This is a genomic window from Citrobacter sp. LUTT5 (genome assembly GCF_009905315.1).
GTDB lineage: Bacteria > Pseudomonadota > Gammaproteobacteria > Enterobacterales > Enterobacteriaceae > Citrobacter > Citrobacter freundii.
In genome coordinates, this window is sequence record NZ_CP047606.1 from 38,995 (window position 1) to 60,670 (window position 21,676).

General features: G+C 49.7%; 20 protein-coding genes. 12 read left to right on the forward strand and 8 right to left on the reverse strand.

Features of this window, described 5'->3' with window-relative positions; genetic code table 11:
- Positions 1–81: 81 nt before the first annotated feature.
- From dagR to nlpA, 9 genes are all read left to right on the forward strand, one after another.
- Positions 82–2,880 (forward strand): transcriptional regulator DagR, encoded by a 2,799-nt coding sequence (dagR, locus tag GUC46_RS00200; protein WP_160179621.1) that lies wholly within the window; start codon positions 82–84, stop codon positions 2,878–2,880.
- A 210-nt stretch (positions 2,881–3,090) separates the two neighbouring features.
- Positions 3,091–3,516 (forward strand): PTS sugar transporter subunit IIA, encoded by a 426-nt coding sequence (locus tag GUC46_RS00205; RefSeq protein ID WP_121540568.1) that lies wholly within the window; start codon positions 3,091–3,093, stop codon positions 3,514–3,516.
- Between the two features lie 12 nt (positions 3,517–3,528).
- Positions 3,529–4,014: a PTS system mannose/fructose/N-acetylgalactosamine-transporter subunit IIB gene (locus tag GUC46_RS00210; protein ID WP_003023959.1), complete on the forward strand. Its 486-nt coding sequence runs from the start codon at positions 3,529–3,531 to the stop codon at positions 4,012–4,014.
- Between the two features lie 25 nt (positions 4,015–4,039).
- Entirely contained in the window at positions 4,040–4,789 is a 750-nt protein-coding gene (locus GUC46_RS00215; RefSeq protein ID WP_003023960.1) for a PTS sugar transporter subunit IIC, read from the forward strand.
- Positions 4,786–5,646 (forward strand): PTS system mannose/fructose/sorbose family transporter subunit IID, encoded by an 861-nt coding sequence (locus GUC46_RS00220; RefSeq protein WP_005121522.1) that lies wholly within the window; start codon positions 4,786–4,788, stop codon positions 5,644–5,646. The genes GUC46_RS00215 and GUC46_RS00220 overlap by 4 nt, the downstream gene beginning before the upstream one ends.
- Before the next feature lie 3 nt (positions 5,647–5,649).
- Entirely contained in the window at positions 5,650–6,759 is a 1,110-nt protein-coding gene (gene dgaE, locus GUC46_RS00225) for a D-glucosaminate-6-phosphate ammonia lyase (RefSeq protein WP_088902924.1), read from the forward strand.
- On the forward strand, positions 6,746–7,489 hold the full coding sequence (locus GUC46_RS00230; RefSeq protein WP_032950565.1) for a 2-dehydro-3-deoxy-phosphogluconate aldolase: 744 nt from the start codon (positions 6,746–6,748) through the stop codon (positions 7,487–7,489). The genes dgaE and GUC46_RS00230 overlap by 14 nt, the downstream gene beginning before the upstream one ends.
- Before the next feature lie 210 nt (positions 7,490–7,699).
- Entirely contained in the window at positions 7,700–8,638 is a 939-nt protein-coding gene (locus GUC46_RS00235) for an Rpn family recombination-promoting nuclease/putative transposase (protein WP_130715307.1), read from the forward strand.
- Positions 8,639–8,762: 124 nt separating this feature from the next.
- Positions 8,763–9,581: a lipoprotein NlpA gene (gene nlpA / locus GUC46_RS00240; RefSeq protein ID WP_044714225.1), complete on the forward strand. Its 819-nt coding sequence runs from the start codon at positions 8,763–8,765 to the stop codon at positions 9,579–9,581.
- A 28-nt stretch (positions 9,582–9,609) separates the two neighbouring features.
- Here the strand turns inward: nlpA and GUC46_RS00245 are convergent, their stop codons facing one another.
- The 3 genes from GUC46_RS00245 to GUC46_RS00255 all read right to left on the reverse strand — a co-directional run bounded on the left by GUC46_RS00245 (position 9,610) and on the right by GUC46_RS00255 (position 11,945).
- Positions 9,610–10,512: a carboxylate/amino acid/amine transporter gene (locus GUC46_RS00245; RefSeq protein ID WP_003023973.1), complete on the reverse strand. Its 903-nt coding sequence runs from the start codon at positions 10,510–10,512 to the stop codon at positions 9,610–9,612.
- 118 nt (positions 10,513–10,630) lie between these two features.
- Positions 10,631–10,936 (reverse strand): putative quinol monooxygenase, encoded by a 306-nt coding sequence (locus GUC46_RS00250; protein WP_044714222.1) that lies wholly within the window; start codon positions 10,934–10,936, stop codon positions 10,631–10,633.
- Position 10,937: 1 nt separating this feature from the next.
- On the reverse strand, positions 10,938–11,945 hold the full coding sequence (locus GUC46_RS00255) for a zinc-binding alcohol dehydrogenase family protein (protein WP_032937145.1): 1,008 nt from the start codon (positions 11,943–11,945) through the stop codon (positions 10,938–10,940).
- Positions 11,946–12,049: 104 nt separating this feature from the next.
- On the opposite strand from GUC46_RS00255, the gene GUC46_RS00260 reads away from it, so the two are divergent.
- Together GUC46_RS00260 and GUC46_RS00265 are read left to right on the forward strand one after the other, a co-directional pair.
- Entirely contained in the window at positions 12,050–12,964 is a 915-nt protein-coding gene (locus GUC46_RS00260; RefSeq protein WP_057101849.1) for a LysR family transcriptional regulator, read from the forward strand.
- A 349-nt stretch (positions 12,965–13,313) separates the two neighbouring features.
- Positions 13,314–14,150: a helix-turn-helix domain-containing protein gene (locus GUC46_RS00265; protein WP_057101848.1), complete on the forward strand. Its 837-nt coding sequence runs from the start codon at positions 13,314–13,316 to the stop codon at positions 14,148–14,150.
- Between the two features lie 60 nt (positions 14,151–14,210).
- Here the strand turns inward: GUC46_RS00265 and GUC46_RS00270 are convergent, their stop codons facing one another.
- Genes GUC46_RS00270 through GUC46_RS00285 form a run of 4 tightly spaced genes read right to left on the reverse strand, consistent with a single transcriptional unit; the run spans position 14,211 to position 18,969 of the window.
- Positions 14,211–15,158, reverse strand: coding sequence for a fimbrial protein (locus tag GUC46_RS00270; RefSeq protein WP_044714215.1), 948 nt, complete (start codon positions 15,156–15,158; stop codon positions 14,211–14,213).
- A complete protein-coding gene (locus tag GUC46_RS00275) occupies positions 15,149–17,611 on the reverse strand; it encodes a fimbria/pilus outer membrane usher protein (RefSeq protein WP_160179633.1) in 2,463 nt (820 codons plus the stop codon). The genes GUC46_RS00270 and GUC46_RS00275 overlap by 10 nt, the downstream gene beginning before the upstream one ends.
- Before the next feature lie 18 nt (positions 17,612–17,629).
- Positions 17,630–18,337, reverse strand: a complete 708-nt coding sequence (locus GUC46_RS00280) for a molecular chaperone (RefSeq protein ID WP_049000705.1) — start codon at positions 18,335–18,337, stop codon at positions 17,630–17,632.
- A 53-nt stretch (positions 18,338–18,390) separates the two neighbouring features.
- A complete protein-coding gene (locus tag GUC46_RS00285; protein WP_121540560.1) occupies positions 18,391–18,969 on the reverse strand; it encodes a fimbrial protein in 579 nt (192 codons plus the stop codon).
- Positions 18,970–19,451: 482 nt separating this feature from the next.
- Here GUC46_RS00285 and GUC46_RS00290 point away from each other — a divergent pair, with 482 nt between their 5' ends.
- Complete coding sequence (locus GUC46_RS00290) at positions 19,452–20,102, forward strand: LuxR C-terminal-related transcriptional regulator (protein ID WP_121572120.1); 651 nt, start codon at positions 19,452–19,454, stop codon at positions 20,100–20,102.
- A gap of 74 nt (positions 20,103–20,176) precedes the next feature.
- On the opposite strand, the gene GUC46_RS00295 is transcribed toward GUC46_RS00290, so the two are convergent.
- A complete protein-coding gene (locus tag GUC46_RS00295) occupies positions 20,177–21,673 on the reverse strand; it encodes a C69 family dipeptidase (protein WP_130715305.1) in 1,497 nt (498 codons plus the stop codon).
- Positions 21,674–21,676 lie beyond the last annotated feature (3 nt).

Sequence of the window (21,676 nt, forward strand, 5' to 3'; positions counted from 1 at the left end):
GGTCTGGACGCCGCCTCACTTTCTTGCGCAGCAGAATAGTGTATGTTCTGAACAATCATTTATTTCTTAAGCGGTAAAGAGATGAGACGGATTGAGATAATACTGGGGGAGCTGGAACGGCTGACGCGAGGACTGAATCTTGCCCATCTGGCGCAGGAAACGGCGTTCACAGCGGAAGCTATCGGCTTTAACCTCGGACTGGCGCGCAACTCGGTCAGTAAAGATCTCAATCAGCTCTGGAACGACGGCCTGGCGATTAAAAGCCGCGGACGCCCGGTATTCTTTCTGCATCGTCAGGCGATTGAAACGCTGCTGGGGCGCAAACTCGATGAGTCCGAGCGCGAAGTGCAAACCGTTGCCGACCTGTTACCTGTTCAGGAAAACCAGGCGACAGACGATCCCTTTTCTGGCCTGATTGGTTACGATCGCAGCCTACGCGACGCGGTGGAAAAAGGCCGCGCGGCGGTGCTGTATCCCCACGGGCTGCACGTTCTGCTGACCGGTCCCTCCGGCGTCGGCAAAACCTTTTTTGCCGAACTGATGCATCGTTTCGCCTGCGAACGCGCAGTGGGAGCGTCGCCGCCGCTGGTTTACTTTAACTGCGCGGAATACGCCCATAACCCGGAGTTGCTTTCTTCGCACCTGTTTGGTCATCGACAGGGGGCATTTACCGGCGCAAATGAAAATAAACCCGGTCTGGTCGAGCAAGCCGACGGCGGCTATCTGCTGCTCGACGAAGTGCATCGTCTGCCGTATGAAGGTCAGGAAAAGCTATTTTCTATTCTCGACAAAGGCGAATATCGGCCGCTGGGTTCCAGCGCCGTGGCGCGGTCAATCTCGGTTCGCCTGATATGTGCGACCACCGAACCGGTAAGTTCGGCGTTGCTGCGCACTTTCCAACGACGTATTCAGGTATGTATCGATCTCCCCGGCATTCGCCAGCGTTCGGTGGAAGAGCAGGTTGAACTGATCGTTGGCTTCTTACAGCGTGAGAGCCGCAAAATCGAGCGTACGATAAGCATCGATCGTACCTTGCTGCTCTGGCTGTTGAACAAGCCGCTGGAAGGCAACATTGGTCAGCTTAAGAGCGACATTCAGTTTCTCTGCGCCCAGGCCTGGGCCTCAGGGATGACCGAGCACAGCGACACGCTACAGCTGGATAAACGTCTGACCGAGATCTCCTTTAACGCCACGCCGGAACAACGTCTGTTGGTTGGAGCGCTGTTCGAAGGCAAAGAACACCTGAGCATCGATGCCCGCACGCTGCCTGCACTGAAAAATTCGCTGGCCACCGGAGCCGAAATTGAAGAGAGCGATCTCTTCTACAGCTTCCTGACCCGCGAATATATCAACCTGCGTAACAGCAACGTGCCGCCAGCCGAAACGCTGGCAATCCTCAAAAACAAGCTCAGTTCGATATTTGAATATGGTCTCTACAGCCGCGACAGCGTGGCGCATCCTCCGCGCTATGGCGATCAGATTGAAGAGCGAGTAACGCTGCTGATCGGCTGTGTTGAGCAGGTGCTTGGTTTTACGCTGCCGGAAAATCTGGTTAACCCGCTGCGCAAACACTTCCTGGCGCTGATTGGCTATGTGCAGCGCGGCCTTATTCCGCAACTTTATTCTTCCAGCCTGATCCTCGATCGCTGCAAAGATGAATACGAAAACGCTACGCTGTTATGCCGAAAAATCAATGAACTGCTGCATATTCAGTGTCCGGCGACGGAGGTGGTCTGGCTGTGCCTGTTCCTCAAAGAGTGTCGCCATTACCGCCAACGGATTGACGCCAGTCCTGACTGCGGGGTGATTTTGATTGCCCACGGTGCGACGACCGCCACAAGTCAGGCGCAGTACGTGAATCGCGTGCTGGAGCGCGAGGTGTTCAGCGCTATCGATATGCCTTTCGAGCAGTCGGTGCATGACACGCTGGAAGCCCTTACGCAGATGATCCAGACCCGGCAATATCGCCGATTGATCCTGATGGTGGATATTGGCTCACTGGTCCATTTTGGCAGCACGATCAGTAAGTTATTCCAGATAGACGTACTGCTAATGCCCAATATCACGCTCACCAGCCTGCTGGAGATTGGGCTGGATTTAAGCTACGAAACCAGCGACTTGCCGCAGCTGGCGGCGTTGATGCAGAGCAAAAATATTCCCTGTCAGCTCTGTACTCCACAGCAGGAAAACAGCGGTAAAGTGCTGGTTATCTCCTGCATCACCGGGATGGGAACGGCAGAGAAAATCAAAAAGGTGCTGGAGGAGAGCTTCGGTGAGTTGATGTCGCAGGATACGCGGATGGTGATCCTCGATTACAACGAAGTTCGCAGCCTGGAGCGTGTTCAGCAGGCGATTAACGCCAGTGAACGCCTGGCGGGAATAGTGGGCACTTTCCAGCCAGGACTGCCGGATATTCCGTTTATCTCGCTCGAGGAGCTGTTCTCTGAGCAAGGCCCCGAGCTGGTACTCAGCCTGCTGACGCCAGATCTCTCCAGCAGCGAACGCCGTCTGGAGATGGAGCGCAGCGCGATGCGCTTTATCAGCGCGTTGACTATGGAGAGCATCATTAACCATATTTCGGTGCTCAACCCGCAGCGTATTCTCAAAGAGATGGAAGGCGTGCTGAATCATCTGACCACCGCGCTTTCGCTCAAACCGAGCCGTCAGGTGACACTGCGCTTCCTGATCCACTGCTGCTGTATGGTCGAGCGTATCGTGATTAACCGCAAACCGTTACAGATGGCGCTGGAGAACAAGCCGGATCTGGATAATCGCGCGTTTAGTGTCATTAAATCCGCTTTCCTGCCGATCGAAGAAGCCTATGCCATTCGCTTATCGGACGCGGAATATTTTTATATCTACGAACTGCTGTATAGCTAATCCCTTTACTGGCGCGGCTTTCTGCCTCGCCAGCGCTCCTCTCTTCCCCGCGTGACACAAATTCTGGCACAGCCTTTGCTCTTACTTTGATGAGTTTGCCGGATGGCGGCATAGAACGCCTTATCCGGCCTACAAAGCACTTGCCGTGGCCTGATAAGCGAAGCGCCATCAGGCATTGCAAGTCTCATGTAATCGAGCCAGGAGGCCATTTTGACTACCACTGAATCCTTGCCCCAGATCCTGCTGCTGACCCATGGCGGCTGGGGGCAACAGCTTTGCAAGAGCCTGCGCATGGTGATGGGTGAAATCAAAGGCGTGACGGAAATTGCGCTGATGCCCGTTGATACGCTCGGCGAGTTTTATCAGCGCGTTGAAGCCGTAGTGAAAACCATGCCGGAAGGCTCATTGATCCTGACTGATTTTATTGGCGGCACCACCTCCAACGTGGCGGCGCGGCTGAGCGCCGATTACCCGGTGGCTGTTATTTCCGGGCTCAACGCCTCTTTGCTGCTGGAGGCGCTCGACAAACGCGAGCATGGCCGGTTGACCACCTGCGTGGCTGAACTGGTCGACGCCGGGCGTAGCAGTTGCCTGGACGTTGTCGCCCACGTGCGTCAATTACAACAATCACAATAAGGAATAAACATCATGGCAAACATCGTCTTATGTCGTATCGATAGCCGTCTGATTCATGGACAAGTGGTGACCAAATGGGTTGGGCAATCTCAGGCAAACCGGATTGCGGTGGTTAGCGATGAGCTGGATGCCGATCCGTTTATGAAAAACATCTACCTGATGGCCGCGCCGCCAAACATCAAAGTGGATTGTTTCGGTAACCAAAGTTTTGCGGCCGCCTGGAAAGAAAACCAGCTTGGTGACGGCAAAGTGCTGGTGCTGTTCCCTTCTCTGGCGGCGGTTCAGGAAGCGGTCCAGTTGGGGTTTGACGTCACTACCATTCAGGTCGGTGGGCTGGGCGGTGGGCCAAACCGCAAAGCGGTATTCCAGAACATTACGCTGGATGAAAAAGACGTCGGCATTCTGAGCGACCTGAAAAATCGTGGGATTCAGGTGTTCTTCCAGACTATCCCGGAAGATAAGCCTCAGTCGCTGGACGATATCCTGAAAAAATTCTAATTCTTTGATAACAGGGTACTTAACTATGGATACTTTAGTCTTTGCAAGCCTGATGGGGTTGTATTACTGGTTTGCCCGATTACGCCTTGGCTACACCTTCTCCGCTATGCTGCTGCAACCGGTAGTGATTGCCGTATTCGTTGGCTTGCTGTTAGGCAACATGGAAACGGCGATGATCATCGGTGCCGGTATGCAGCTGGTTTATCTCGGCGTGACCTCTACGCCAGGCGGTAACGTCCCGTCGGATCCGGCGCTGGCCGCCTGTATTTCAATTCCTATCGCTGTGAAGGCCGGAATGGACCCGAACCTGGCTATCGCGCTGGCGATCCCGTTTGGCGTCATCGGCGTGTTCCTCGACCAGCTGCGCCGCACGTTAAACGCGGCATGGGTGCATATGGCCGACAAACATGCGGAAACGGCCAATATGGCGGGCATTATGCGCTGTGCATTCCTCTACCCGGCGTTGCTTGGCCTTGTACTGCGTTTCCCGGTGGTTTTCGCCGCCAACTATTTTGGTCAGGACGTGGTGGAAAGCTTCCTCAAGCTGATGCCGCACTGGTTGACGCACTCCTTTGAAATTATGGGCGGCATTCTGCCAGCGCTGGGCTTCGCCATCACCATTATGGTGATCGGTAAAAAGAGCCTGCTGCCGTGGTTTATCGGCGGATTCTTCGCAGTGCTGTACCTGAAGGTGGACATCATGGCGATGGCAATCTTTGGTACCTGCGTGGCTTTCCTGATTAAAGGTCTGGCGAAAAATGAAGGAGCAGCATGATGAGCAGCGACGTAATGCAACATGAACTGGTGGAGCGTGCGCGTGAAAGCGGCACGCTGACCAAAGCAGACATCACCAAAGCCTGGTTTATCTACTGGCTGGGCGCGGAAGTTTCCAGCTCCTATGAACGTTTGCAGAGCCTGATTTTCTGCGCCTCGATGACGCCGATCATCAAAAAGCTCTACCCGCAAAAAGAGGAACAGGTAGAAGCGCTGAAACGCCATCTGAACTTCTTCAACTCAGAGCAGACGTTCGGGGCGGTGATTCAGGGGATCTCCATTGCGATGGAGGAACAGAAAACCCGCGGCGAGCCGATCAGCGATGCTTCAATTACCGGGATTAAAACCGGGCTAATGGGACCGCTGGCCGGGATGGGGGACTCGATCATCTGGGCCGCCGTGATGCCGCTGTTAATTGCTATTTTTATCCCATTCGCGGCAAATGGCAGCGCGATGGGCGGAATTGTACCGTTAATCCTCTACCCGGCCATTACGTTGGCAATCAGCTACGGTATGGTGCACAAAGGCTATACGCTGGGACGTGACTCGATAATTGGTCTGCTGCAGGGAGGGCGAATAAAGGAACTTATCTACGGCGCGAACGTGCTGGGCCTGATCATGATGGGCGCGCTTTCTGCGAGCTACGTCAAGATCACCACGCCGTTAAAACTCAGCGCCCTGAAAGGCTCTGAAGTGGTGGTTCAGCAAATCCTCGACTCTATTGCCCCCGGTTTGTTGCCGCTGGCGGCGGTGTTCGCCATTTATTTCTATCTGGTGAAGAAAGGGCCGCGTTACACCACGATTTTGCTGTCGATTGTTGCGCTCAGCGTGGTCTGTTCGCTGCTGGGAGTGTTGTAAGCCATGACACAGAATATCTATCAACAATTGGGGCTAAAACAGGTGATTAACGCCTGCGGCAAGATGACGATTTTGGGCGTTTCCAGCGTCGCGCCGGAAGTGATGCAAGCCACCGCGCGGGCAGCTTCGGCCTTTGTTGAAATTGACCGGCTGGTGGACCGTACCGGTCAATTGGTTTCCCGCTACACCGGCGCGGAGGACAGCTATGTTACTTCGTGCGCCTCGGCGGGTATTGCGATTGCCGTTGCCGCCGCCATTACCCGCGGTGACCAGGCTAGTGTCACGCTGATGCCGGACAGCGCGGGTATGGCCAATGAAGTGGTCATGCTGCGCGGGCATAACGTTGACTACGGTGCGCCCATCACCAGCGCGATCCGCTTAGGCGGCGGACGCGTGGTGGAGGTTGGCTCAAGTAATCTGGCGGCCCGCTGGCAGCTGGAGAGCGCGATTACCGATAACACCGCCGCGCTGCTGTACGTGAAATCGCACCACTGCGTGCAGAAAGGCATGTTGAGCATTGCAGACTTCGTACAGGTTGCGCAGGTTCATAACCTGCCGCTGATTGTCGATGCCGCCGCCGAGGAGGATTTACACGCCTGGGTGGCGAGCGGGGCGGATATGGTGGTCTACAGCGGGGCAAAAGCCTTTAACGCGCCGACCTCCGGGTTTATCACCGGAAAGAAAAAGTGGATTGCCGCGTGTAAAGCGCAGCACCACGGAATTGCCCGGGCGATGAAGATCGGCAAAGAGAATATGGTCGGGCTGGTGTATGCCCTGGAAAACTATCATCAGGGGCAAACTGTGGTCACCGCTGAAGAACTGCAACCTGTGGCGCAGGCGATTTCAGCGATTCGCGGACTGGATGCGGATATTGAGCAGGACGAAGCCGGGCGCGCCATCTGGCGGATTCGTATTCGGGTGAATGCACAAGAGCTGGGGATGGATGCTTACGCCGTAGAAGCGCAGCTGCGAGAGGGTGATATCGCGATTTACGCTCGCCGTTACAACCTTCATCAGGGCGTCTTTAGTCTTGACCCGCGTACGGTTGCAGAAGGGGAAATGGCACTGATCGTGGCCCGACTAAAGGAGATTGCAGACCATGCAGCACATTAATTTTTATCGCAATAAAGTGGCTATTAACGTGCTGGCGAAGGATATCGCCAACGCCCGGGAAATCTATGACGCTGCCGAAGGTCACGCGGTGATCGGCATTCTTTCGGCGCAGTTCTCCTCGGTTGAGGAAGGGGTTAAGGAAGTAAAACGCTGGATGGTCGACGTGCCGTCGATTTCCGTGGGGCTGGGGGCGGGCGACCCGGCGCAGTATTACAAAGCGGCGATGATTGCCTCACAGGTCCATCCGGCACACGTCAACCAGACCTTTACCGGTTGTGGGTTTGCGGCAGGCGCCTTGGCGGCAACGGGCGGTGAACAGACCCATATCAACGCGTTAGTCAGTCCCACGGGCACGCCGGGGGAAGTGTTGATCTCCACTGGCGTCAGCAGCAGCCAGGGCACGCCAGCCCACGTTTCCTGTGATGCAGCGGTACGTATGATGCTGGACTCTGGCGCGCATGCGGCGAAGTTCTTCCCAATGGGCGGTGAGCAGTCCCTGCCTGAGTTGTACGCACTGGCGACGACAGCGGCACGCAACGGCATGACGTTGATTGAGCCGACCGGCGGTATCGATCTCGATAACTTCGGCATTATCCTGCAATCCTGTCTGGAAGCAGGAGTATCGCGCGTCATGCCGCATGTTTACAGCTCGATTATCGACCCACAGACCGGTAATACCCGGCCTGCAGATATCATCAGGTTGATGGAGATAGTCAAAGCCCTGGTGTGATGTTGCTATCGCCGGATGGCACACAAAAAATGCCCGAAGGTGATCTCGCCTACCGGGCATTTTTGCGAACATCATTCATGGAAAATGAATGCATTGCAGCAGCATCTATTTATCCTCGAAAACGCCTCGCAAAGGGGTAATTTCCCTGATGTCGTCTGTAGCACTGGCGAGTAATGTCCCGTCATCTTGTTCTTCCGGTGACGGATCGCCATGCAAAAACCAACAACCTCTACGCCGCATGATGCCGTATTTAAAAAATTCTTAAGCCATCCAGAAACGGCACGGGATTTTCTTGATACCTATCTCCCCGCACCATTACGTGAACTTTGCGATCTGAATACACTGAAGCTGGAATCCGGGAGTTTTATTGAGGAAGACCTGCGTGCCAGTTATTCCGATATTCTGTGGTCGCTAAAAACGAGAACCGGTAAAGGCTATATCTACGCGTTGATTGAACACCAAAGCTCGCCAGATGCTCATATGGCATTCAGGATGATGCGTTATGCCATTGCTACGATGCAGAAGCATCTTGATGCAGGACACAAAACGCTGCCGCTGGTGGTGCCGATACTTTTTTATCATGGCGTTGACAGCCCGTATCCATACTCGCTGTGTTGGCTGGATGAATTTGACGATCCAGAAACCGCACGGCAGCTTTATGGTTCTGCCTTCCCGCTGGTAGACATCACGGTGGTGTCTGATGATGAGATTATGCAGCATCGGCGGATGGCGCTACTTGAACTTGTCCAGAAGCATATACGTGAACGTGACCTGATGGTGCTGGTGGATAACCTGGTTGCTCTGCTGGTTAAGGGATACGCTAATGACAGCCAGGTAGAAACGCTATTTAATTATCTGATGCAGTCTGGCAGCGCACCGCGTTTCGAGGCGTTTATTCGCGAGGTGGCTTTACGCGTTCCCCAACACAAGGAGAGATTAATGACGATTGCAGAATGTTTACGTGAATCAGGGCGAAGAACGGGTCATTACAGTGGCTTACAAGAGGGATTACAAAAGGGCAAGATTGAAGGTAAACAAGACGAAGCGTTGCGGATAGCCCATGCCATGCTGGAGAAGGGTATTGATCGTGAACTGGTGCTGATTATTACCGGACTTTCGTTGGACGAACTGGCGGCACATTCAGACTAATCCTTCTCTTTCCCTGTTATGCCTTTTTCTTCTTGCTGATGCTTTTTCGTTTTTTAAACCGCAGCGACCTTGCCGCTATAGTCATTTCATTACTCATCAGGCGGTTATTGCAAAAGGATAGAACGTGAAGCTGAAGATACCTTTTTTTGGGGCCGGGGCGGCGGTATTACTGGCGGGGTTATTGCTGGCAGGATGCGATCAACAGAGCAGTGATGCAAAGCATATCAAAGTGGGTGTGATTAACGGTGCCGAGCAGGATGTGGCGGAGGTCGCGAAGAAAGTCGCTAAAGAAAAATATGGCCTTGAGGTGGAGCTGGTGGGTTTTAGCGGTTCTCTGCTGCCCAACGATGCCACTAATCATGGTGAGCTGGATGCCAACGTCTTCCAGCATCGTCCGTTCCTCGAACAAGATAATAAAGCACACGACTATAAGCTGGTTGCGGTGGGCAATACCTTTGTGTTCCCGATGGCAGGGTATTCGAAGAAAATCAAAACCGTCGCTGAACTAAAAGACGGTGCAACGATTGCGATACCTAACGATCCAACCAACCTCGGGCGGGCGCTGTTGCTGCTGCAAAAAGAGAAGTTAATTACGCTGAAAGCGGATACCGGCCTGCTGCCAACAGCGTTGGATATCACTGATAACCCGCGGCATCTGAAAATTATGGAACTGGAAGGCGCGCAGTTGCCGCGCGTATTGGACGATCAGAAAGTGGATGTAGCGATTATCAGTACCACCTACATCCAGCAAACCGGGCTTTCCCCGGTACATGACAGCGTATTTATCGAAGACAAAAACTCACCGTACGTGAACATCCTGGTGGCGCGAGAAGACAACAAAGATGCCGAGAATGTGAAAGAATTCCTGCAATCTTATCAGTCACCGGAAGTGGCAAAGGCGGCAGAAACTATCTTTAACGGCGGCGCGGTTCCGGGTTGGTAATCATGACCCGTTGCCGCGCCGGTTGGGGTTAAACCGCTCTGGCGCGGCGACGTGAGTCCATTGAGATCAGTACTACCGATGAGAGGATTAAAAGCGTGCCCAGCCAGTCTGGCAGGGTAAAGGTAATACCTAACAACAGTAGTGACAGCAACGCGCTGCTCAACGGTTCTGCGCAGCTTAAAATGCTCGCTTTCGGTCCGCCAATCATCTGCGCGCCTTTCAGGTACAGGCTAAACGTCAGCGACGTGCCGATGACCACCAGATAGAAAAACGCCAGAATCAAACTGCCATTCACCACGAAATTAGTGCCCTGTCCGGCATAAAACGGCAGCAGGATCATGCCGCCGATTAACATACTCCAGCCGACAACCGGCAGCGTGCCGTAGCGCGCGATAAGCGTTGAGGGGTAGGTGGTGTAGAACGCGGCGGCAAACGCCGAGGCAATTCCCCAGAACAGCGCGGCAGGTGATATAGACAGCGACGTTGGGTTACCGTGGGTGACCAGTAAGAAGGTGCCGATAAGCGAGGTGAAGATTGCGGTCAGCACTAAAATCCCCGGTCGAGCTTTGCGCACCACGGAAAACCACGCCACGATAATGGTCGGTGACAAAAATTGCAGCACCGTCGCGGTAGCGGCGTTGGATTTTTCAATGGTCAGCAGAAAGGTGAGCTGTACGGTGAGCGCTCCAACTACGGAAAAAATCAGCAGGCTGATGGCGTCTTTGCGGTTTTTGATAATGGAGAACACTTTGTCGCCGTGAACGAAAGAGAGCATCAGCAGAATCAGCCCGGCGAAAATCAGACGTGTCATGGTCAGAAACTGCGACGACATCTGACTTTGCTCCATGATGTACTGCGCGCAAACGCCTGAACTTCCCCACAATACGGCGGCAATCAGGACGTTCATCATCCCTCTTCTGGTGGAACTCATCTTTCCCTCGGCATGTTGTTTTGTTTTATTTGTGTGCAGGCATCATAGCAGAGATAGCGAAGCGAGTGAGACATGACTGGTGTAGCCCCCCGCGCGGCAGGGGGCTTCGGCAGTTATTTTATGGCGCAATCGGCGTCAGATAATCCAGCCGTAGCGGTTCGGCTAGCAGATCGTTCATTTGTAGAATGAACGTCTGGAAATGTGGCAGAGCGATATGCTCGTCCAGACCGGCCTGACCGTGCCAGGATTCGCGCACGTAAAACACATCCGGCGTGTCGCGTAACTGGAACAGGGCATATTCAATATTGCCCGGCTCCCGGCGAGTAGGCAGTAACAGAGCCTGCAGTGCCTGTTTCAGTGCATCGATTTTCCCTGGTTTGGCTTTCAGTACCGCAATAATTGAAATCACTTCTGAATCTGACATGTTAAAACCCCTCCAGCACAATCTTGCCGACCGAACGACCGGTTTCAATTTGCGCGTGGGCTTTTTGCAGATTTGCCGCGGTGATCGCGCCAAAATGTTCGCCCAGCGTGGTGCGGAGGGTGTTGCTGTCGATCAGCTGTGCCACGCGGGTCAGTAACTGATGCTGCGCAATGATGTCGTGGGTGGTAAACATCGAACGGGTAAACATAAACTCCCAGTGCAGCGAAATGCTTTTGGCCTTCAGCGGACGCGCATCGAGAGTGTGCGGATCGTCAATCAACGCCAGTTTGCCCTGCGGTGCCAGGGCGGCAATAATTTGCGAATAGTGCTGCTCGGTATTGTTCAGGCTGGCAACGTGCGTCACCTCTTTAATGCCTATCCGTGCCAGCTCTTCCGTCAACGGCTTGCTGTGGTCAATCACATGATGAGCGCCCGCTTCACGAACCCATTTCTGGCTCTGCGGACGTGATGCCGTACCGATGACGGTCATTTTGGTCAGCTTACTGGCCAGTTGCGTCAGAATAGAACCGACGCCGCCAGCCGCGCCAACGATCAATAACACATCATCTTCATTGCTATTTTCCTCAACGCCCAGACGGTCGAACAGCATTTCCCAGGCGGTGATGGCGGTCAGCGGCAGCGCCGCAGCAGAAGCATTATCCAGTGTTTTTGGCTTCAGCGCGGTAATACGTTCATCAACCAGCTGAAATTCACTGTTACTGCCAGCGCGGCCCAGCGCTCCGGCATACCAGACTTCATCGCCAGGTGTGAACAGGGTGACGGCTTCACCCACGGACTTCACCACGCCAACGGCGTCCCAGCCCAGAACGCGCGGCACATCGGCGTTAAAACCTTCGCGAACCTTGGTATCAACGGGATTGACGGAAATGGCTTTCACTTCAACCAGCAGATCGTGCCCGGTAGCGACTGGCATGGGCAGGTCAATCTCTTGTAAAAATTCAATGTTATTGCCGTCGGTCGCGGCGCGGGTAATAGCGATGGCTTTCATGGTCTCTCCGGTCACAGGAATCAGTTGAATAATTCGATGGTAAACCGGTAGCAGAACGGGAAAAATAGCCCTACGGCGACAGGACTTATACTCGGGGAGTGAAAATGTTCCGGCTTGAAGATCTCACGTTGTTTGTCCGCGCCGCGGCGCTGAATAGTTTTAGCGATGCTGCGCGCGAAGTCGGCGTTCAGCCTGCTCAGGTCAGTTCAGCTATCAAACGCTTGGAGTCTACGTTGGCTATCCGCTTGTTCGCCCGCTCCACGCGCAGCCTACGCCTGACGCCGGAGGGCGAGGTCTGGCTACCCTATGCCCGCCAGATGCTGGACGTGATGCATGCCGGGCTGCAGAAAATTCAGACCCCAGAAGATGAAGTTTCTGGCACGCTGCAAATCGCCGTGCCTTCCGATCTTGGCCGTAACCTGCTGCTGCCGGTCTTTCAATCGTTTCGACGCCGCTATCCCGCGCTGCGCCTGCGGATTTTTTTCTCTGATCAGGTGACGGATGTCTTTAAAGACCCCGTCGATGTTGCGTTTCGCTATGGCAATACCGAAGACGCGTCTTACATTGCGCTGCCCGTTGCACCGAGTAACCGACGTGTGCTGGTGGCATCACCGGAATGGGTTACACAAAACGGCGCGCCGCAAACCCCGGATGATTTAACACAGCTCAACGCCATGACCTTCGTTTTACGCGGCCGTCTGCACGATCGCTGGACGTTTACGCGCAACGGCGAGGTCAGTAGTGTGCAGGTTAACGGCACCATTATGAGCGACGATGCGGAAGTGATCCGACGGCTGGCAATTGCCGGGGAAGGTGTGGCGTACAAGTCGTGGCTGGATGTCAGCGAAGATGTGCGTGACGGTCGATTACAACTGCTGATGCCGGATTATCAGGGGGAGAAAGTCCCGCTGAATATGATTTGTCCCCATCGGAAGCAGCTTTCAAGAGCAGTCCGTCTGCTGCACGACGCAGTGAAGGCGCGGTGTGAAATGCTGAGCATTTCCCCTGGGCGTGTCTAACTGAAGGAGTATTATTTTTTATCGATACTCATAAATAATAGCTACTCTCTATTTTTAGCATTAAACTGATCGGAACTCCGATCAGTTTATGATAATTATTCTTGATTATAGTAACCTCGATAAATATTATTCTTTTAATTAATGAGGCATTTATAATATGCTGGTTAATAAATTCCCGGTCATTGGTTAAATGAATTGTATATTTATCAAAATATATTTGACGACATGCTGTTGCTACGATATAAGAAATAATCGCCCTGCTATATAACTATTTCTTTACCTAATTGTTAAATGGACTGACGCTTTTTGTTATTGCGTTTTTTATGGTTATTAGGTAGGAGAGGGGCCATTGAAGACAAAGACTATAAATGATGTGTTGTATTATATAGAAGATAATTTTGTTTCGGGCATCGATATTGATGATATTTCACGGTTTTCTGGATATAGTCGAAGGCATATTCAGAGTGTTTTAAAACAGCGAATCAATATGCCCGTTGGATTGTATATTCGTAAGCGACGCGTAACCAAAGCGGCAAACTTGTTACGTCTTACCTATATGGATATTATTGATATTTCAGTGCGGGTAGGATTCGATTCCCAGCAATCTTTCTGTCGTGAATTTAAAAAACTAACAGGTTATACTCCCACAGAATACCGGAAAAATTCCAGTTGGGATCTCGCACCATTACTGTCATTTGTACAGCGCTGTGATGTTGTTGTCAGCGAATTACAACTTCGTACCTTGCCTGCTGATATCGTTCACGGATTTCAGTATAACTATGATACACCAATCCCACCCGCCAGTGATTCGCATCTGCATCGATTAAATTTGATATTTGAGCAACTTACCAGTTCAAAACAAAATGTGTGGGCATTAACCGATTTCTCTTCCAATCCAAACTCAATGATGCGATTGAAAGTAAAGAGTATCATTGGCAATAAAAATCATCATTCGCCAAATATCTATAATCGTTATGACTGTCCTTCGGGGGTTTATGCCTGTTTTTCATTCAGGTTTAAGAAAGAGGACTATCCATTCTATTCAAGATATATTTATTTGAAAATGCTGCCAGAGAGTAAATTAAAAAGAAAAACAGGTTATGATATTGAAATATTTAAATATAATCAAGAAGATATTAACAATAAAACAATTACCTGTGAACATTACATTCCCATTGATATGTAATGTAAAAAAGCTCCACTTACGTGGAGCAAAGACTACGCAGTACGCCTAAATTAGGAACGATTATTGGTATTCAGCATTGAAATACAAGACTGAGCGCACAATTCCAGGACTAACTTTGTTAGTTGTTTGATAATATTGTGCATAAAATGGGATAGAGTGGTTTCCTTTATTCTGATGCGCTAAATGGATATACGTGGTATTTTTTAAGTTGATAACTCTTTGTTGTTGATCCAAAACCTGAATACCTATACCAACCGCACCTTTGGGGTGGATATTCTGTAGTACACCACTATTACTGCTGTGATTATTCTCTATGCCGCTCCAGCTTAGAATAATCTGAGATGGTGTTGTAAAATCACTTTTACAAAAAAGGTCGATAGTAAATGGTTTTCTTCCTGCCGTGCTGCCAGGGCCGCTAAACTGCTCAAGTGCTACACTGGGGAGTTTTACGTTGATTGTACGGTTACCTTTGATCGTGCATGACCGGTTGAGCATAGTAATATATTTTGCCGGCACAATAATATCCACCACGGGCAACGATTGAGTTGCACTTCTGATTTGCAGGTTGATCGCACCCGCAGCAGGCCCGGCCGCAAGCTGATTATCCAGCTTGATTAGCTCAATATTAATTTTGCTGTTTCTGAACTCATCTGCCGTTGCTTTGAAATCTGATGGCCACTGGATCTTTCGTCCGGTTGAGGTTTCTAGGGTGACTTTAATGCCAATACCGCTCACATTGCTACGTATAATACCGGGCTGTTTCATTGCGGACAGATCCCCAATAATCTGGGCAGAAAAAGGATGGCTGTCATTACAACCTGACGACTGAATATTCTGTAGTGAAAGTGTGCGCGTCTGAATAACCCCTCCGGACTGGATTGACTGTTTATCGTTAACGATTTCCGGTGACAAGATAATCTTTTGTGTGTTCAGGGTACATGCAGCACTAGCTGTCTGATGAATGCCCATTACACACCCCAGAATTAGAACGATACGTATTATCGACATGTGGCCTCCTGATTTTTTAACACGATCGTGCATTTCCCCGTTTCCAGTGAAACGAACACTTCTGGTGAGGTAGTTTCATCAATATAAAGCGCACCACCTTGCCCAACGTAGCCGACATGATTATTAGCTTTGTCGCGGATGATGGCGCCGAATGGCATTTTCTGCTGACCCTGCAGACGAGGATAAATAATATTCTGTTTTCTTAGTATCGTTTCAAAAGTGACTGGAATGACATTACCTTCATACGGCGCAATCTTGGCCTGGGTTTTGGTAAAATTCAGGCCTTCAGTTGAACCTTTTGGATCGATAGTGACGTCGTTTACGCGCCATGGACGAAGCCAGGGCAGAATAGCGTAGCCATTTTTATCGAAGCGGGTTCCAGGCACGCCATCAAGATGCGCGCCATACGCATCAGGCGCATGGACTAATGCGACGGTATCTGAGCGCTCTGGAGAGAACGTTATTCCCCCCGCGTGGCCAACCAGCATTCCACTCATTCCCCCGCTGACCTGATGCCATGAGTTGCTTTGGCTCCACGTTCCGCTCAGAGAGGTATAAGGCGTACGTACCATGCCGTTTGTCCCCCATTCCACATCACCACCACGGGCATAGCCAGTATTTACGCCCCAAACGATATTGTTTTCTTCATCAGACGACGTCGTGAAGCCGAGGCGTGTATTGCTCGCTTTGCCGTTATTGCTGTAGCTATCAGAGGAGACTTGCGTAAAACCGGCGTTATCCCGGGGCAGGAAATAGCTGAATGAGAGCATGATTTGGTCGTCTTTGGTGACGGAGCCCTGTTGGTCCTCATTCCATAAACGCTGGGCGGATATGCTCCAGGTCAGGTTGCCCCTGGCATTGGTGTAACCCATGGCATATTGGCGATAGTTATCCTGTTGATCCCAGAACTTCTTAAGAGAGCCAGATAAATAGAATGAGCCCCAGGTGTCGGATAACGGCTGATTAATACTGGCGCTAAACGACTGCTTTTCGCGTAATGAGAGGTATTGGTTGACGGATGCTTGTGTATCCAGGGCATCCAGCGCATCGCGTTGACCGTAAAAGTGATGTGAACTGTATTTAGCTTCCAGCCAAAACGAGGTTTCTGACCAAGGGAGAGTGCGATTCCATGTCAGACGATATTGTTGTCCTTGTTGGCGATCGTCCTCAAGATTCAGGCGAGATTGGGTGACATCAAGGGCGAATGCGCCAAGCTGGGAATTGAGGCCGCTACCGATGAGGGCTGACTGATAGCGCTCGAATCCGGATGCCCCCGTATACAACGTTAAATAGTTGTTCAGGCCATACTGCCAGTAGGCCTGTGCGGCAAACGGATCTTTATCATAATTATCTTCATTGACGGTCCCAAGGGTGATGCCATAGCGCGAAACGCCGGGTTTTAGTAGTTGTGGTACTGAAGAGTATGGAACGGTAAAACGGCGGATACGTCCGTCTGATTCCTGAATCGTGACCAGCAATTCGCCGCCAGTATTCGCGGGCAACACTGATTCAATCGAGAATGGCCCAGCTGGAACCGAAGACTGATGAATAGTTTGGCCATCTTGGGTAACGGTGATGCGGGCATTGGTCTCTGCTACGCCACGAATGATTGGCGCCCAATTTAGTGTGCTGTCCGGGCGCATTAAATCCTCAGAAGCCAACCCCATCCCGAGAATAGCAATACTGTCGAACATCTGGCTATCAGTATAGAACTTGCCAGCGCTGAACATGGATTTCCAACTAGTGATTGGCCGCTTTAGCGTTGTACGATTATTCGTGTAATGGCTGCCCATTTTGCTGTCCCAATTTTGGCTACCAAAATGTTCAATTAGCCACCCGCCAGCGGAGCTGCGGATATCCATTCCCAGCCAGGCGCTGTCCGTACTTGAGCGATTGCTACCGCGTTGCTGAGTACTGTAATAATCTGCGTTGTAGCCGAAATTAATCGCCGGAACTCCCGGTTGCCATAATTCAGGCTGGATATAATTAGTTTCTATACTGTCGAGATAGGCTTGGGGGACGGTGATGTGCAGTTCAAGTTGGCTGGTATTGAGCCTCTCCGTTGCTTTCCCGCTGGTGTCCCAATCCGCAATGGCGCCGCAGCGTGTAGGGTGGGTTGTCAGCGTTTGACTCATTTTTTCAGGGTTAATTCCCACACTTTTAAGAAATGCTTTTGGATAGCAACTAACCAAATCGCCGTTATTATCTTTTTTGAATAAGAGTTCACGGCGTCCTCGCCAGCTATCATTAATATAAATATCTACGATATATTTTCCTGGTAATAATCCTGCGGCATTGAATGATTGTAAATCGTTAAGTGTGGCATTTCCCATCAGAATAGCATTGTCAAATTCATAACGGTTAGTGCTGTCTGCATGAAGCATGGCTGAAAATAACGAGCCATATAAAACTACGCAGCCATGTAATGCTAAGCTCCGTTTACGTAAACTCATTCTGCATTCCTTTTTCTTCTATTTATTGATGGCCTTTTTAAATTCCACGACGCTGCCGTAATCGCTGACCGCCTGTAAAATAATAGGTTCTCCAGGTTTTATTTTTTGTTTTGAATTGACCTGAATTTTACTTTTAGGTGCAACCATGATGCTTTCTTGCAACAACCCGTTTCCTGAGGTGCTAACAATATCTACAACTGTGATAAAAAAAGGCGTCGGGTTTACCAACGTAATACCGTCAGAAGTAGCTATAAACTCCATCTTGCTTTCGGCATTTTGACGATCTCCTAAACCGATCGGGCGCCAAAAAAATTTAAATCGAGAACGAATGGCCAAATTAAGAATGGCTGCATTTTCCGTAGCGTGGTTTTTATCTATGGAGGGGATGTCCAGAATATTTAACCACCATAATGATTCTCGATCGGTAGCTGCAATGCGTTTATCAATAGCTTTTTTGATTCTTATTGATTGTCCATTATTTGCATCAATGCGAGCAATCGGTGGTGAGATAATAAATGGAGTGGAAATTTCTTCGGGTAATTTCCCAGCGTCCCCTTTATCCAACCATACCTGAGCCAGTGAAGGTGAGTCTCCCGAATTGGACATTTGTATCGTAATTTCAGTAGTCTCTTCAGAGTAAATGAATCGGGTACCATTTACGATGATGTTATTTGCATGTGCAAAAGAAATATAAAAAAGAGCAAGCAGAGAAAAGATTATTTTCATATGACCTCTGGCAAAAAAAATGCCATAGCAACAAGTGCTACGGCATTATGTGGTTAGAGATAGGTAATGCTGTAGTTTGCTTGGGCAGTGACCGGCCCTGTAGTAACACGATCCCACAAATTGCTATCACGCGGTTTGATATAGCCGACACTGAATGTGTATGTTAGTGGGGAATCATTATGACCGATTGATTGATAATTATCTGGCTCAAAACGATTAGCTTTTTCGTTTAAGTTAATCTTGCGTCCATTTTTATCTATTAACACTAATGCAACGTTTTTTGCACCAGCAGTATCAGTGTTTTTTAGATAACCTTCACTCGTCAAATTAATGTTATTAACCCATGCTAATTTAGGGATTAATTTTGCGTGGGTATAACAATCTTTAACCTTAATGGTAAAATTCTGCTCCTGCACTGAAATTATATGCTTAACGTTATTATTTAATACCGGGTTTAATCTAACGTTTTTATTATCATCGTCATTTGTAATTTTGCAAGAACTGGAATAAACATGACCTGTGAAATTCACTTTGCCTTGCGGATCATGGTTATTACTGCCCAAACCTATTGCCATTGCTGAAGGAATTGATACTGCATATGTAATTAACATCACACTTAATAATTTATTCATAATGCATTCCTCATTTAGAGATAAATCGTCCCTATTATCAGTAACATTGTTCGGGCACATTTTGTCTTGCACCCTATAAGGCTGTCGCCCGCTATCAATTATGTTAGATAAATTATTGTTGTACATCGTAGATTGGACGTATTTCACTAATCCTATGATATTAACAATGATCGTTAAATATGAGTCTTAATGAATTGTTATCATCAGTAAGATGATTGTAGCTAAGATACTTCTTAACTCAATGCGTGAAGTTAAAACATATAAAATACAATGTGCTAAGTTGTTGATTTTAAAATTTTCAAATTACTGTAAACAAAAATCGAACTTTGCATTCGGAAAAAGCGAATGATCGTATTGCACAATTAGCTAAATTTCCGTAATTCAATCAGATTATCTTTAATCTTAAGTAATGACTTGTTATTGGTTTTCCATGCAATAACAATAGGGAATATTGTCAATCCTCATTTGAATGAAGGCCACATATGCTTAACATGGACAGTAAGATAATACTGATTAGTAACCAATCAATACAAACGCAGCTGTTGCTGGATTATCTCAATAAGCAAAGCAATATACTGGTTGATTTTGTTAACATTAGCAGACCGGATATGTCGTTTATCACTGAGGAAAGTATCATCCTCTATGATATTCAGGCATCTAGTCGTAAATTAAAAAATATCTGGTCAAAACTACTTAATGAAAGCGCATGTGGTTTGCGTGTTTATATTATTAATTGCCTGCGATCGCTCCCGCTATATGAGAACATGCTATGGCCAAATTTTGAGTCGATCGTACCAAATAATTGCTCTATTGAACATTTATTAACTCTTCTTAAAGAGGGGCGTAAGACTTCTCGTCCACCACGCTCACTATCACCGCCGCAAAAAAATATAAACCTCATGCCATCCTATAATGACAACGGAGTTTTAACCGAAAGAGAATATGAAGTTCTGACTGAATTGTCGAAAGGGGCATCAAATGTTGAAATTGCTAACGCATTTTTTATCAGTGAAAATACAGTGAGAACGCATATTTATAATATTTTTAAAAAAATCTCTGTGAATAACCGAACACAGGCCGCCTGCTGGGCCAACTCGCATCTTAGAAGCCCGGTTCTAGAACAACTACCCTGACAAGAAATGTAAGCCATACTGCTGGCACAAAGTTCTAACGTTGACTTTGTGCCAGAATACTATCGCGTCGTTACTCAGTCTTTTTTCGCAGCGTTTGCAAAGAAGATATCAGACTGAATGTCTTTGGTGCGGATGGTAAATAGCTGATTAGTCAGATCTTCCGTCAGCTTCTCGGCGTCGGCCATGATGCGCAGGTTGAAGTCATTCAGCATCTTATCGGCGGCTGGTTTATCGGTTTTCGCCATCTTCAGATACTCTGCTTCAACCTCTTTTTGCTCCTTGGCCACTTTGTCTTCCCACGCTTTGTAGGCATTTTTGACGATTGGCGCGAGCTTCGGATAATCGGTCATCGTCAGCGTTTGTAATTTACGATATTTCCAGTAGATAGACTGATCGTCCGCTTTATCGGTACCCATCGTATAGTTAGCCGGATACGCTTTCAGGCCGCTGTAGTACGGAACAAAGGCGGTGAGATCAGCCATGCCCAAACCAATGTAGGTCGTTTCACCGATCTCTTTTGGCAACCACGGACGGACCTGCATAACATGCGCTTCATAGGTGCGGAAGACGCTGACCGGACGCCATGGCTCTTTGCCGTTCAGACCGTTGGTGTAGGGGTCATGGCTGGTGCCTTCATAATGGTTACGCAGTACGGCCTTCACATCGTCCAGCGTCATTTTCTTCTCTGGCGTCATGAAGACCGGGAATTCACGTCCTTTGGCCATATCCTGGTTTACGGAAGGATTGAACTCTTTCTGGATGGTCCAAACGCGAGGGTCGTTATACGTGCGGTCACGCTCATCATCACGGGTATAGGCTTTGGAGAAGTTGAATTTGCCATCTTTTGCCGGTTCGTACAGACCCTTTTCGGTCGCAAATTGAATCAGGTTTTTTGACGCCATCATGTCCGGGTTTTTCGGATCGTAATCCTGTAAGCGGCCCTGGTTACCGGTGGCAAAATACTGGTTATTTGGCAGACGCTGCGCCATCCACTGATGGCCGCTGCCGGTTTCCAGATACCAGATCTCGTTATCGTCGACGACGGCAACGCCAAAGCCTTCGCCTGCGCCGACGGTCTCAACGATATGGCCCAGTAGCGCCACGGCTTCACGCGCGGTTTTACTCTGCGACAGCAGAATATCCGGAATATCGTCTTCGGTGATCCCTTTATCCTCAACGTACGGGTCGGCGGCCAGCGCTTTTGGTGAGGCAAAAATAGATTCTGTGCCGCTCACGCCAACCCCCAGCTCGTTAAATCCGGTCGCGCCGTGCAGTTGGGTTTTCCAGTTTGGAACAGTGGTATAACGCAGCGAGTTTTTGGGTAGCGGCCAGGTAAAGTCATTCGCACCGTTATGTGCTTTGGTGCTGTATACCCCGGTCTGATTCTGTTTTGCCGGGTGAATGACAAAATGTTGCGCTTTCAGGGCATCGCTGTCAGCGCTACGGGCAACCAGCATCGAGCCGTCCGCTGATGCTTCGTTACCGACCAGCAGGGTCGTACAAGCAAAACCTGATGAAACAACGGCCAAATTTATAGAAAGTGCAATCAGGCACTTTTTAAAAGTAAACATTAC

What these genes read in the sequence shown, in the direction of transcription:
- GUC46_RS00215 (WP_003023960.1), top strand. Translation starts at nt 4,040, where the DNA reads ATGGATACTTTAGTCTTTGCAAGCCTGATGGGGTTGTATTACTGGTTT.
- GUC46_RS00290 (WP_121572120.1), top strand. Translation starts at nt 19,452, where the DNA reads ATGCTTAACATGGACAGTAAGATAATACTGATTAGTAACCAATCAATA.
- GUC46_RS00235 (WP_130715307.1), top strand. Translation starts at nt 7,700, where the DNA reads ATGCAAAAACCAACAACCTCTACGCCGCATGATGCCGTATTTAAAAAA.
- GUC46_RS00210 (WP_003023959.1), top strand. Translation starts at nt 3,529, where the DNA reads ATGGCAAACATCGTCTTATGTCGTATCGATAGCCGTCTGATTCATGGA.
- GUC46_RS00220 (WP_005121522.1), top strand. Translation starts at nt 4,786, where the DNA reads ATGATGAGCAGCGACGTAATGCAACATGAACTGGTGGAGCGTGCGCGT.
- GUC46_RS00280 (WP_049000705.1), bottom strand. Translation starts at nt 18,337, where the DNA reads ATGAAAATAATCTTTTCTCTGCTTGCTCTTTTTTATATTTCTTTTGCA.
- GUC46_RS00295 (WP_130715305.1), bottom strand. Translation starts at nt 21,673, where the DNA reads ATGTTTACTTTTAAAAAGTGCCTGATTGCACTTTCTATAAATTTGGCC.
- GUC46_RS00285 (WP_121540560.1), bottom strand. Translation starts at nt 18,969, where the DNA reads ATGAATAAATTATTAAGTGTGATGTTAATTACATATGCAGTATCAATT.
- GUC46_RS00270 (WP_044714215.1), bottom strand. Translation starts at nt 15,158, where the DNA reads ATGTCGATAATACGTATCGTTCTAATTCTGGGGTGTGTAATGGGCATT.
- dagR (WP_160179621.1), top strand. Translation starts at nt 82, where the DNA reads ATGAGACGGATTGAGATAATACTGGGGGAGCTGGAACGGCTGACGCGA.
- GUC46_RS00245 (WP_003023973.1), bottom strand. Translation starts at nt 10,512, where the DNA reads ATGAGTTCCACCAGAAGAGGGATGATGAACGTCCTGATTGCCGCCGTA.
- GUC46_RS00255 (WP_032937145.1), bottom strand. Translation starts at nt 11,945, where the DNA reads ATGAAAGCCATCGCTATTACCCGCGCCGCGACCGACGGCAATAACATT.
- GUC46_RS00250 (WP_044714222.1), bottom strand. Translation starts at nt 10,936, where the DNA reads ATGTCAGATTCAGAAGTGATTTCAATTATTGCGGTACTGAAAGCCAAA.
- dgaE (WP_088902924.1), top strand. Translation starts at nt 5,650, where the DNA reads ATGACACAGAATATCTATCAACAATTGGGGCTAAAACAGGTGATTAAC.
- GUC46_RS00230 (WP_032950565.1), top strand. Translation starts at nt 6,746, where the DNA reads ATGCAGCACATTAATTTTTATCGCAATAAAGTGGCTATTAACGTGCTG.
- GUC46_RS00260 (WP_057101849.1), top strand. Translation starts at nt 12,050, where the DNA reads ATGTTCCGGCTTGAAGATCTCACGTTGTTTGTCCGCGCCGCGGCGCTG.
- GUC46_RS00275 (WP_160179633.1), bottom strand. Translation starts at nt 17,611, where the DNA reads ATGAGTTTACGTAAACGGAGCTTAGCATTACATGGCTGCGTAGTTTTA.